Origin of the sequence: Methyloglobulus morosus KoM1 (assembly GCF_000496735.2) — a bacterium.
Taxonomy (GTDB): domain Bacteria; phylum Pseudomonadota; class Gammaproteobacteria; order Methylococcales; family Methylomonadaceae; genus Methyloglobulus; species Methyloglobulus morosus.
In genome coordinates this window covers 1-12,245 of sequence record NZ_AYLO01000130.1, presented here as the reverse complement: position 1 = coordinate 12,245, position 12,245 = coordinate 1, and the positions used below count along the sequence as shown (strand labels likewise).

14 protein-coding genes are annotated in these 12,245 nt (G+C 47.2%); 10 read left to right on the top strand and 4 right to left on the bottom strand.

Annotated features, from left to right (window positions below; genetic code table 11):
• Positions 1-143 precede the first annotated feature (143 nt).
• From MGMO_RS16075 to MGMO_RS16060, 4 genes are all read left to right on the top strand, one after another.
• A complete protein-coding gene (locus MGMO_RS16075) occupies positions 144-1,805 on the top strand; it encodes a multicopper oxidase domain-containing protein (RefSeq protein WP_023496128.1) in 1,662 nt (553 codons plus the stop codon).
• Positions 1,802-2,578 carry a cupredoxin domain-containing protein gene (locus MGMO_RS16070; RefSeq protein WP_023496127.1) on the top strand — a complete coding sequence of 259 codons (777 nt, stop codon included), beginning with the start codon at positions 1,802-1,804 and terminating at the stop codon, positions 2,576-2,578. The genes MGMO_RS16075 and MGMO_RS16070 overlap by 4 nt, the downstream gene beginning before the upstream one ends.
• 97 nt (positions 2,579-2,675) lie before the next feature.
• Positions 2,676-2,975, top strand: coding sequence for a hypothetical protein (locus MGMO_RS16065; protein ID WP_023496126.1), 300 nt, complete (start codon positions 2,676-2,678; stop codon positions 2,973-2,975).
• Positions 2,976-2,982: 7 nt separating this feature from the next.
• Positions 2,983-3,492: a hypothetical protein gene (locus tag MGMO_RS16060; RefSeq protein ID WP_023496125.1), complete on the top strand. Its 510-nt coding sequence runs from the start codon at positions 2,983-2,985 to the stop codon at positions 3,490-3,492.
• Positions 3,493-3,566: 74 nt separating this feature from the next.
• On the opposite strand, the gene rdgB is transcribed toward MGMO_RS16060, so the two are convergent.
• The 3 genes from rdgB to MGMO_RS16045 all read right to left on the bottom strand — a co-directional run bounded on the left by rdgB (position 3,567) and on the right by MGMO_RS16045 (position 5,509).
• Complete coding sequence (gene rdgB / locus MGMO_RS16055) at positions 3,567-4,172, bottom strand: RdgB/HAM1 family non-canonical purine NTP pyrophosphatase (RefSeq protein ID WP_023496124.1); 606 nt, start codon at positions 4,170-4,172, stop codon at positions 3,567-3,569.
• A gap of 179 nt (positions 4,173-4,351) precedes the next feature.
• Complete coding sequence (locus MGMO_RS16050) at positions 4,352-4,963, bottom strand: hypothetical protein (RefSeq protein WP_023496123.1); 612 nt, start codon at positions 4,961-4,963, stop codon at positions 4,352-4,354.
• Between the two features lie 12 nt (positions 4,964-4,975).
• Positions 4,976-5,509 carry a hypothetical protein gene (locus MGMO_RS16045; RefSeq protein WP_023496122.1) on the bottom strand — a complete coding sequence of 178 codons (534 nt, stop codon included), beginning with the start codon at positions 5,507-5,509 and terminating at the stop codon, positions 4,976-4,978.
• A gap of 208 nt (positions 5,510-5,717) precedes the next feature.
• On the opposite strand from MGMO_RS16045, the gene MGMO_RS16040 reads away from it, so the two are divergent.
• The 6 genes from MGMO_RS16040 to MGMO_RS16015 all read left to right on the top strand — a co-directional run bounded on the left by MGMO_RS16040 (position 5,718) and on the right by MGMO_RS16015 (position 11,002).
• Positions 5,718-6,485 (top strand): ATP-binding protein, encoded by a 768-nt coding sequence (locus MGMO_RS16040; RefSeq protein ID WP_023496121.1) that lies wholly within the window; start codon positions 5,718-5,720, stop codon positions 6,483-6,485.
• 48 nt (positions 6,486-6,533) lie between these two features.
• The gene (gene corA / locus MGMO_RS16035; RefSeq protein WP_023496120.1) at positions 6,534-7,499 is read left to right on the top strand and encodes a magnesium/cobalt transporter CorA; all 966 of its coding nucleotides are present in this window, start codon (positions 6,534-6,536) and stop codon (positions 7,497-7,499) included.
• A 516-nt stretch (positions 7,500-8,015) separates the two neighbouring features.
• Positions 8,016-9,419, top strand: a complete 1,404-nt coding sequence (locus tag MGMO_RS16030) for a TIR domain-containing protein (RefSeq protein ID WP_023496119.1) — start codon at positions 8,016-8,018, stop codon at positions 9,417-9,419.
• Positions 9,420-9,463: 44 nt separating this feature from the next.
• On the top strand, positions 9,464-9,700 hold the full coding sequence (locus MGMO_RS16025) for a hypothetical protein (RefSeq protein ID WP_023496118.1): 237 nt from the start codon (positions 9,464-9,466) through the stop codon (positions 9,698-9,700).
• Between the two features lie 56 nt (positions 9,701-9,756).
• Positions 9,757-10,479, top strand: coding sequence for a peptidoglycan-binding protein (locus MGMO_RS16020; protein WP_023496117.1), 723 nt, complete (start codon positions 9,757-9,759; stop codon positions 10,477-10,479).
• 94 nt (positions 10,480-10,573) lie between these two features.
• Positions 10,574-11,002 (top strand): hypothetical protein, encoded by a 429-nt coding sequence (locus MGMO_RS16015; protein ID WP_036308393.1) that lies wholly within the window; start codon positions 10,574-10,576, stop codon positions 11,000-11,002.
• Positions 11,003-11,256: 254 nt separating this feature from the next.
• Here the strand turns inward: MGMO_RS16015 and MGMO_RS16010 are convergent.
• A partial coding sequence (locus MGMO_RS16010) for an OmpA family protein (protein ID WP_036308392.1) occupies positions 11,257-12,245 on the bottom strand: 989 nt, incomplete at its 5' end.

Sequence of the window (12,245 nt, the reverse complement as noted above, 5' to 3'; positions counted from 1 at the left end):
TTCGTACCTTTCGTACCTTTCGTACCTTTCGTACCTTTCGTACCTTTCGTAGGGTGAGTAACATCATTTATATATTTAAAACGCAGCTAGGTTTTGGGCGGCCTGCCATTTAGAATAGTCCTATCGCTAAAATTGTTAGGATTATGACCAAAAGACCTTATTTAACGCTGTCGATACTGATTCTGGCATTGATTGCGCTCGCTACTCAGTTTGTCCCAGGCTTGTTTCAGAAAGCGGAAATTAATCCGCCCGCTACGGCTTATAGTCGAGCTCAAGGGGATACCACCAAAATCGAATCACCTTGTTCCAACGAACACCCCGAATGGCGAAAAGCCCAAGTGATTGACGGAGTGGAGATTGCAGAATCGCCGACCTGTGAACCGGACAATCCTTATGATATCGCCGCATCAGTCAAAGGCACCAACAATGTTACGATGGCGACCTTGATGCAATCTAACTTGGCGCAAGATGCCTTGGTCATGGGCGAAGACATAGATAAGGACGGCGATCCCGATGTCATCCATCTCAAGCTGGAAGTGGTCGAGTTTAATGGTGCCAGCCCGGATGGAGATTATTTCATTAACACTTACAACATTGCGCCGGGACTTCAGCCCGGATTGTGGGCGTTTGCGCCTAAATCCAGCGGGATGGCGTTGAAGAATTTTAGCTCACGCGAGGCGCGGCCTTTCCTGCGTGCGCCTTCACCCACGATACGGGTCGAGCAAGGCGACAAGGTATTTGTTACACTGGAAAACACCCACTATCTGCCGCACACCATACACTTGCACGGAGTCGACCATGCTTGGCAGAATTCCAAAGGTGAGGATAACGACGGCACGGAGGAACATGCCGTATTCCCTGGCAAAAGCCACACCTACGAAATCCAGCCACGGCACACGGGGACGATGTTTTACCATTGCCACGTCCAAACGGCGCAGCACATGATGATGGGCTTGAGCGGCCTGTTCGTTATCGAGGAAAACCAGCCCAATAATTGGGTGCAAACTTTCAATGTCGGGGCAGGGCAGGTGCGCCATCCTTCGGTTGGGGTGAGGAAGGCGTACAGCCAGGAATATGATTTGCTGTACCAGTCCATCGACAAAAAACTGGCAGCGACCATCCAGGCGGCGACTGACCCACGACTTATCGCCAAAGCCATGAGCCGCGATTACAACATGACCGAATCCTTCGAGAATTATTTTCTGCTCAACGGGCATTCATTTCCTTATACCTTACGGGATTCAATGATTGTCACGGATGGCAATGAAGCTATCAAACTCCGTATCGTTAATGCCCAGCGTTCACAAGTGGCTATTCATATCCACGGCCATAAGGCGACGATTACCGCAATGGACGGTGTGGAGCTGACGGCGGGGCAACAAGTGACTCGCGATGTGTTTGACATAGCGATGGCGCAACGGTTAGACCTTAGCTTACTCACTGCTGACGATGGCCTACACAGTTATGGGCCTGGCCTGTGGATGTTCCACGACCACGTGCCTGTAGGTACAACCACAGACGGCATGGAACCGGGCGGCAATATGGCAATCCTGGCGTACAAACCGTTGCTTGATGAAAACGGGATGCCCAAAATGCACGATCAAATGCTGGGCGAGGTATTCGACAAAGATTACTACGCCAAAAAACAGCCACTTTGGCAGCAAGGCGATTTTGCGGCGGTGTTGGGCGATGCCGGGCTTATTTCACCAGACGTAAAAAAGCTGGTTATCTTCGGGCTATTGATTGGCCTGATTGTCGGATTACTGATTGTTCTGATGGTGATTAGACGGAAGGGGCAAGCATGATGGTTCGACAAGCTCACCACGAACGGAATCAACTTTGTAGGGTGGGCAACGCGTTTTTGCCCACCATTGCACCGTTAAAAGGTGGGCAAACGATAAAGCCGTTTGCCCACCCTGCGCGAATTATTTGGCAAATCGTGTTCATCCTATTATTAACAATCGGATTGCAAACACCCGCATCCGCCATGATGGAACATGACCACATGCTGATGGATGAAAAAGGCATGATCATGAATGCCAATACCGACCGCTTGCCCAAGGATTGCCAAAAGGTTTCGGGCGATGTCGATATCACCATCCGTGCCGGACACCAATACGCGAAGAAATTCAACGGCAAAATGTACGCATTCGATAACCAGGAGTGGAATGTCCCGCCCTGTACACGAATTAACATCACTTTCATCAATGACGATGAAATCCGGCATCAGCTCATGATCCATGGCTTGCCCGGATATATCTATCCGCAGGGCATGTTCCATCTGGAACTGTACGGGGCAGGGGAGTTAAAAGCCTCGCTTATCATGCCCGCCCAGAAAAAAACTTACCTTGTCCACTGCGAATTGCCGCAACACATGGAAAAAGGCATGAAAGCCCAGCTAAAAGTAGACGGCGGCGACGGCGACCTGCCCAGCATACCAGGCCTGACCAAGCCGGTTAGGGCGGACAGTTACCCCGTCGATTGGACACCTGCAATGGGTGCGATGTTGTTGGCTTGTGTGTTGGTGGGTTGTGTAGTGCCGTTGTTTTTGTTGAGGAAGCTGGGTAGGTTGGGGTGAGACACGAACCCCAACGTAAAAGTATTTATTTTCATTGTTGGGGTTCAAAAGTTCACCCTACGGCACTAAATTTTAGTTACTTTCCAAAGGGAAACATATGGAGACATCGATACCAAAGAAATCATTGATGGCGAAGGCTCGCGGTTTTACAGTATCCATCGATAAAATGCACGAAAAAGAGCGAGGTATGACACCATCTGGCGAGTACGGGGAGGACTATAACAAGCTGAGAGAATTAGTCCTTCAACAATTCATTAATCTTAAGGATTTACTTCCTCCTGTGGTTGAAACGTATTATGACGCAAACTTTAAAATGAAATATTCTAGGAAAAGGTACTCAGAAATTAACACATTTTGTGAACAGATTTTTCAGTTACTTTCTGAAGAAGAAGGATAAGGTCCATATGTCAGAACATGATTCTAATCTCGGAAATTTAAGTCTGCGTCCGCTAGGTTATCTTGCACTTGTAATTATTGTGCTATGGGCGCTTGACTGGATTTTTCTAGTGTATATATTTCCGGAATGGCAAGAGCGCGGTCAATTCGGAGATATGTTTGGTTCCGTGAATAGCCTATTCTCTGGATTAGCTTTCGGTGGTGTTATTTACACAATATTTTTACAACGCCAAGAGTTAGCTCTGCAACGTAAGGAACTCGAACTGACACGAGATCAACTTTCACGAGCAGCAGATGCACAGGAGCAATCGGAAAAGGCGCTAATGATGCAAGTTGATACACTTCAACGTACTGCTCAGCTGAGTGCTTTGAACTCGTTAATCGAGCATTATTCGATCAAGATTGCTAACACTCCTGTGGCATCTGAAAAAGCGGCAGCACAGAAGCAACAGCTATTGTATGTCGAGGAGCTTGAAATTCATCTTCGTTCATTAATAGTTTTAAAAGAAGACCGATAGCAAATTAGCCTGGATGGAATTAGGGGGGTAGTTAAAGATTCGATAACTGCAGCTTACGTATCATTTTGCGCAGGCTACGACTTTTCTAGGAGCAATGAAACCAACTGTCTCAAAGCTTTTCCTCTATGGCTCAGCTCATTTTTAACCTCAGGCGACAATTCGGCAGAAGAACAATCCTGTCCAAGCACCCAAAATAAAGGATCATAACCAAAACCGTTTGCTCCTTGGGGATGCAGTAGGATTTTGCCTTCCCAGATGCCTTGGGCAATGAGCGGCACGGGGTCGGCGGCGTGTTCCAGCATGACGATCACGCAAATAAAGCGTGCGGTACGTTCTTCAAACGGCACGCCTGCCAATTCCAGCAGCAATTTGTCGTTATTGTCCTTGTCGCTCGCACCTGATCCGGCATAGCGGGCGGAATAAATACCGGGCGCACCGCCCAAGGCATCCACGGCCAAGCCGGAATCATCGGCGATGACAGGTAGGTGACGATGTTGCGCGGCATGGCGGGCTTTTAGCAAGGCATTTTCGACAAAGGTCAGCCCCGTCTCTTCAGCTTCGGTTTGGACAAATTCGGATTGCGGGATGATGGAATAATCCGGCAATAGGGCTTGGATTTCCTTGATCTTGCCTGGATTATTGCTGGCCAGGACGATTGGGTTGGTTTTGTTCTGAATCATTTTGTTATTTGTCGGGAATACTCTTAAAGTTGATAACTACTTACCTTAATTTGCTTAAGGAACCCTGAACAAGCTGATTCCATTCATGGTTCGACAGAGGCTCGCCACGGACGGCATCAACTCCTTGGCGTTCGTTCCTGCCGATACGATGGGTTACTATTAGGCCGTACATATTTTAATTACAATGCGTGCCAGTTGCTTTGCCACTGCTTAAAGATAAAGTCTCGCAAGCCAATGTTTTCGCCTTTCGGGATTTGAAACCGTGCACCGCCCGAGGGGGTTAATAAGGTTTTAGCACTCTTGTCCTGCTTTTTACAATAATCGTCAACGGGTTGCCAAAGTCGTCGCCAAAACGGGTCGTTAATGCGCCGGGTTAAGTACACATGCGTTATCGTCGGATGCTTGGCAAGCAGGTTTGGGATGTCGGTGACGGTAAATTGATGGAAATGCCGCGCTATCAAGTCATCCTTATAGTTTTTGAGATAGTCGGTGTGTTCAGGGTTGTCGTAGTCGGCATCGTTTATGCTATAAATCAGGTCGGTCAGCGCAATCATATGTCGGCGGCAAAACGCTTTCCACTCAGTGTGGGGCGCTGGCCTTAAATTGCGGTTTTCGTAGAGCCTCGGCAGTACATCCCAAAAATAATTGTTGGCGGTCCTGCCATAATACCATTGCGCATAATTGCCAAGGTTATCCCAGCCTGGATTGAACGTACCCACAACCAAGGTCGTCGCTTCAAAATCAACCCGTTCAAGATTTAAGTCGCTTGCGAATTTGTGGATACAGGCCATGAACTGCCGGTATTATGGCCGCTTGAATCCCAGCGCAGCCTTAATGCGGCGCACGGGTTCGCTTGTCATGAGGTGTTTAAACCATGTTTTCACGGACACCATTTTAGCCTTTATATTCAAGTAGATGATGCTAGTTTTAATTTTATGGATCAGTACAGTCAACTTGTCATAACAGATCTTAAACCAGGCGAAGGTCATCAATGTGGCCTTGGCAACCTGAAAAACCCAAAATGTAAACGCGGCAATGGGGATTTTCCCGATATAGATTACCGTGCCCAAAAGGACTTGGCCTTGGGCAAATAGCCCTATTGCGATGATGCCTAAAAGTTCAACAGCGACAAACAATGCCAGAAAACAGACCAGCAAGGCGTATCGATTGAGGCTAAGGATTAAGCGCTCGACCTGATGCAGGATTTTAAGTTCGCGGATAAAACCATAGATGGGTTCGGCAATGCGTTCCCAAACCAATTCTTCCAATACCAGGTAGATAAAGATCAATATCGTCAGTAGGATATTGGTAAGTTTGAGATAAAGTTTCTTGAGCATGATTTTTCCTGTATGTAACGAATGGGTGGCAAATCAAAGTCGATAGATTAAGTCAATTAGCTTGCTGTGGGAATGGGTGAAATGTAAAGTTAAGTGCCAATAACCTTTTTGGCAGGGCATAGAGTTTTTATGGGGTTACCGCAAAACCCGACCACATTGAATTTGCTATATAATTCCAGCCTGTTTAGGTTAACCGATAAAGAGCCAGATGATTGATTGGAATGCAACAGTCGCCGCCGTTTGGCGGCAACGTAAAGAATACTTACGGCCCATTTCGTACATAGACCCCATTCAATTGAATGATCTTTTGGGCATCGATGCCCAAAAACAGCAGATAATCCAGAATACGGAGCGTTTTACAGCAGGTTTGCCTGCCAATAATGTCTTGTTGTGGGGTGCGCGCGGCACGGGTAAGTCATCGTTAATCAAGGCGCTGCTCAATGCATACAAAGGCAATAACCTGCGCATGATAGAAGTCGATAAGCAGGATTTGGTGTACTTGCCCGAAATTGTGGACGACATCAGGGAACTGCCGCAGCGGTTTATTATCTTTTGTGACGACCTTTCATTTGAAGAGGGCGATAGCCAATACAAATCCTTAAAAAGTGTGCTAGAAGGTTCGATAGAGCTTCCTCCCGATAACGTCTTGGTTTATGCCACGTCCAATCGCCGCCATCTTATGCCGGAACACATGCGCGACAATCTTGACAGCCGACTGGTGGATGGTGAAGTGCATTATTCCGATACTGTAGAAGAAAAAATTTCCTTATCGGACCGATTTGGTTTGCGCTTAGGCTTTTATCCACAGAATTCACAGGCCTATTTGGAGATTATCGACAACCTATTCCCCGATTTTCCCAGAGGCCGAGCCAACCTGCATAAAGCGGCATTGGATTTTGCTCATCAGAACGCTTCAAAAAGCGGTAGGACAGCCAAACAGTTTTATAATGCAACGTCCGATGGCAAGCTGGATTGACGAATGCTAATATTTCAACTTATCTGTGCTTAGGTATAGGGAGAAGCCATGCTGATTAACTGTGTCGCCTACCAGGAAGGCAAAAAGCTCAAAGATATTGCCATTGAAGAAATCAGCGATTACTTGGAGATTCCTGGTTGCTTCGTCTGGGTTGCCTTGTTGGATGCTACGCTGGCGGAACTGGAAAAAATGCGTGAGGAATTTGATCTGCATCCGTTAGCCGTTGAAGATTCCTGGCAGAGCCATCAGCGTCCAAAGATAGACGAATACGGCGATTCGGTATTTGCCGTCATGCAATTGGTAAAAATGGCGGATGATGAACTCAGCCTAGGTGAAGTCGATGTCTTTGTAGGCCTGAATTATGTGCTTTCAGTACGAAATCGCAGTAATGACGGCTTTTTGGGTGTCCGTGCGCGGTGCGAGCGCGAGCCGCATTTGTTAAGTCAAGGCGCAGGGTTCGTGTTTTATGCGCTGATGGATGCCGTCGTTGACCGTTATTTCCCGGTACTCGATGAACTTGAAACGGAGCTTGAAAATATCGAAGAACAAATATTCATCAAAGGTTCGGCGCGTTCCAATATCGAACGCCTATATGCGCTAAAACGTAAGGTCATGGCCCTGAAACATGCCGTCGCCCCGTTGATGGAAGATACAGGAAAACTGTACCGAGGGCGTGTACCTAGGGTTTGTGCCAATTCCCAGGAATATTTTCGCGACGTGTTCGACCACCTTACCCATATCAATGCCTCGATAGATACCATACGCGATACCATCGGCACGGCAATCCAGGTGAATTTGTCGATGGTCACGATAGAAGAAAGCGAAGTCACCAAACGCCTCGCCGCCTGGGCGGGTATCTTCGCGGTTGCCACCGCTTTCGTCGGCATTTGGGGCATGAATTTTGATGTCATGCCGGAATTGCGCTTGAAATACGGTTATCCCGTAGCGTTGTCCGCTATTGCGTTGGTGTGTGGGATTTTATATCGACGGTTTAAGAAGGCGGGTTGGCTTTGAATGGGTTATGTTACTTCTTCGGTTTCGGGAAGGGTCGGAGGCTGGAATGCTGGGGTTTTGGCATGAGATTGCCAAAACAATTGCCGTTCTTCGGCAAGCACGGCTTCCACCCGTTCCACTAATCGGATGCATTCTTAGGGTCTATGGCCATTTTTAAGCCTCTCGTCGATGGTTATGCTGACGTTTTTTAAAAAAATGAAGTTCAGTGCTTTTATAACGTAAAAATTTCATATTTCCATCACTCTGTCCGTGTTGTTACTAAACACTTCAGATTTTCAGTTGTATCGTAAAGCGTGCAAATGCCATCTAAACATGTACGATTTCACAGTGCAGCAGTGGAATTGTTCATAACACGACCCATTCATTTTCCTTATAGTAAGGCAAAGAAAATAAGCGGCAGAATTTTAACCATCCTCAGGGCGGTACAACTTGCGGCAATACGCCTGGTAAATACTGTTAGGACATTTAGACGACGAAAACAGCCATATACTCAAAATACAAACGTAGGAGCAAAAAATGGCCGAACAACGCGTTTCATTATTTGTAAGCCATAAGGTTAAGTACCATAAAGAAGCGGCTAAACGCATTAAAGAGATACTGCAAGCTAGAGCAGAACGCCTGGATGTTTATATCTGTGAGGACACTGAGGCAGGCGTTAAGTGGCGCGACTTAATCAAAGAAAAATTGACCGATGCCAATGTCTTGCTGCTGCTGTTGCCACCCAGTGGTTCGGATATTAGCTGGATCAAGTCAGAAATTAAAACCTTTCAAGAAGCCCATCCCAACGGCTGGATTGTCCCCTTTAAATGCGAAGATGATAAAGTGCCGGACTTCATTAAGGACCGTCAAGTCGTCGATGCAATAGCTGAAAATTTCTACAAGTTCTTATTAATACCGCTCTTTAAAGGCGACCCAAATTCAAGGTTGAAGACACCGTTAAACACGCGAATTACGGATGGCGATTTGCGCCGCGATGCCAAGGAAATAGAGGAAATCGTCCGGGGCCTAGCTCCCTATAAGTCACGTTCTTATGGCGAATATTTGGTCGTCGAGGTGTGCGGCTTGGATGTCGACAAGTCATTGGATGATGCCGCCGTCTATGCGCCCGATGGTTGCACCGAAATACTGAACTGGCAAAGGAAAGAATTCACTTGGGCGGAATTGGTGGACTGGGCCAACGAGGAGAAAGGAAAAGGGACATTCTGGGTAACCGAAATGGAAGATGTCATTAAAATCGTCTGCGATGGCAAATGTCCGCCCATCATGACCTCGACATTTCGTGGGCGGGGCGGGCGTTCCGTCAGCCGTATCTTTGAGCCGCACTTGTACAATGTCGATTATGTCGATGACAATCCCGTCCGGTTTTATTTCTCATTCCACCAAGCGCTGACCCCCGAATTGGTGCGCGGCACGGGGCAAATTGGCGATATTTTCAATGCGCTTTATACGGCGACGCGGATGCGCTGGGAAATAATAGAACCCTATTATGTCAAAAGAATTTCGCAATTGCCTTCTAACGTCGATGAGCAGAAACAGCTTATTGGGCACGTCATCAACAGTTTTAGGGTGATTGATGAGTATTCCGAGCGCCATAATATCATCGACGATGTTTATAACGATTTTAAAAGTAACGGCAATGAAAATTTGGACGACCTCGTCCAGTTTATAAAACTGCGTAAAGCGATTAAAGACAACCTGATTAAAGCCGCGCAACAGGACGATTTCAAACAATTCGTCGGCCAACTTGCCAAAGCCCTGCCGTTAAACCTCCGCGTGACCGAGATGTTGGCGGAAGAATACCTTAAGCTAGTCCGTGAAGACCACAAAAAACTCACTGCATTCCTGAAACTTTATGATGTCGCGAAAAAAACAGTCGATGTACAAGAAGTTCAGGAGTTTGCGGGTGTTGGCGATGCATAAAATACCTTTTCTTGTTGGAAAGAGTGGGGTGAGGAGAATATGAAATGAAAAATGCTTTTAAAATCCCTGTTAAGAAACCGCTCATTTACACCTTCTTCAAGAATGCGCCGCAGAATATGGGCGACATTGGGGATGAAGTCATTTCATTGCTCAATTTCAAAAAGAAGCTTTCCACCTTGGGACATTTTTACACCACTTACGACCATATCGAACACCTCAAACGGCAATTTAATGACCAGTTGGGGAAACTCCGGGATGTGGGATTTGACGTTCGCCCTTAAATTTATGCTTTAACCAATGCAACAAAAACGTAGCGTTTTTAATTAGGAGAAACGAAATGAGTGATTTGATTTTGACAAAACCCCTCAAAAGAGGCGATAAAAAAGGCCAGGTAAGATTAATTCAGGAATGGTTGTCTTTACGCGATGAGCAAGTTGCTATTGATGGTGATTTTGGTCCGGCGACAGAAGCGGCCGTGAAATCTTTCCAGAATGGACAGGGATTAACTGCCAACGGTATTGTCGATAACGCTACCTTCGCGCATTTAATATCGCCAATGACAGACGTATTAAAACCCATAACCAGCACTGGGGGTGAGACGCTTGGCGAATTGGTGGTGGCTTACGCCAAACAACATTTGGCACAGCATCCTCGCGAGGTCGGTGGACAAAATCGGGGGCCCTGGGTGCGCTTGTACATGGAGGGCAATGAAGGGCAACAATGGGCATGGTGCGCGGGGTTTACCTGTTTTTGCCTGAAACAAGCCTGTGAACTAAAAGGTGTGCCACTGCCGATCAATCCTTCATTTTCATGTGATTCCTTGGCATCCTCCGCAAAAGTCAATAATCGATTCGTGACTAAAGACAAGGCGGGCCCAGGAAGCTTTTTCCTGGTACGCAATACGGCTACGGATTGGACGCATACGGGGATTGTAATAGAATCGTATGCCGAAATTTTTAGAAGTATCGAAGGCAATACCAATGACGAAGGCAGCCGAGAGGGTTATGAAGTTTGCGCCAGGACTAGGGGATACAAAAAAATGGATTTTGTAAAAATCTAGGCAATTTGAACTGTGTATAGGATGGAAATTGTTAATGAAATGTGATGGGAGGCCTATTTTGTGAGCGGGGCGAGTATGAACAAAATGAAGCTATATGATTAATAAACTTTTGCTTGTTTCCCTGATGTTCTTGTCGGTAAGTGCGCCAGGTTTTGCATCGAAAGGCATCTATACACCCCAGTTAGGAAGTGTCGAAAGAAAGCAAATAATCAATATACTTAAGGCTGACTTTAAAGTGGAACTAAAGAAACCTGTAAGAATTCGCGTCACGGCATTTAAAATCCAACACGATTGGTCTTTTGTGCGTGGTGTTATATTAGATAAATCAGGTGGTCCGATGGATTATAAGGGGACGCCTTACCAAGGGGCAGTTGAGGCCGGAATGTTCGACGATTGGTTTTGTTCGCTCTTGCACAAGGAAAAAGGCAAGTGGCGTATAGTGACCCATGCCATAGGGGCAACCGACATGCCTTACCTTGATTGGGCGGATATTCACAATGCGCCGGGCGGAATCTTCAAATAGAATGCTTTGTCTTGATGTGAAACAAGCAGTGAGTGCAGCTTTTGGCTTTGCGCTTATTTTAACTGCCAAACCATACCTGACGAATTGAATTCTGAAGCTCAGTCAGGATTAATCCTTAGTGCTAGTTCTAGGTAGATATATTTGGCTGGTGTGGGTTGGAATTAATTTTCACACAATAAAAAACCCGCCGTAAGGCGGGTTTTTGCTAAAGGTACACCGGAAAGTTTGGGCGGGTAATGCCCTGGCTGCGCGCCTTAAGGCCCCCAGACCAACTCGACACGGCGGTTTTGCGATTTGCCTTCTTCCGTGCTGTTGTCGGCTATCGGCATGTCTTCGCCGTAACCGTGGGCGGTCAACCGGTTGGTCACGCCTTTCATGCTCAGGTAATCAACGACGGACTGTGAGCGCCTTTGCGACAGGCGCATGTTATGTTTGCTGCTGCCTTCGCTGCTGGTGTGCCCACGGACTTCGATGTCGTTCTTTTGTGGGTAGGCGATCAGGTTTTCGGCAACGCCATCCAGGATTGTCGTTGCGCTGGGCGTCAGGCGGGCTGAGTCGTATTCAAAGTTGACGCCTTTCAGCTCAAGGCTTAAAGGGCAACCTTGGGCATTGACTTTGCTGCCTGCCATGGTGCCTGGGCATTGGTCGATACAGTCGTTTACGCCGTCAGAATCGGAATCCAAGGTTGAGCAGTCGGCCACTTTTTGTTCTTCCACCGGGGGTTTGGGTTTAGGCCCGAAAGGAATGACAAAACCCACATTGACCGTCATGTCATGGTATTCATTGGTATGCCGGGTCGGCGTCAAATTGGCGTCCAGGTTGTTGTTATAACGGTAACGGACGTCACTGCGGAAAAGGAGGTTGTCAAGGATTTCATAAGTGAAGCCGGTGCCTACTTCACCAATGAAACCGGCACCGCTCCTGCCGTTGACATTACTGTGCATCCCACCCACGGCGGCAACGGTGTAGGGGGAGAATTTGTCACGCCAGAAATAATATTGCAAATCGGCCGTGCCGCCAGTCAGGTCCCATTGGCCGTTTTTTTGCGGCGAACGGTTGGTCAGGTCGTCAAAGCCATTGTAGAACCCCCTCAATTCGACGTTGAAGTGTTCGTTCAGGATTTTTCCGAAACCTAGGCCTGCGCCATAGCCTTCATTGTTTGAGATCCTGTCGCCGCCGGGGTTCACGTAGCTGCCAAATGGCGCAACATACCAACGGTTGTCGAGAAACTGGTCTTTGGCTT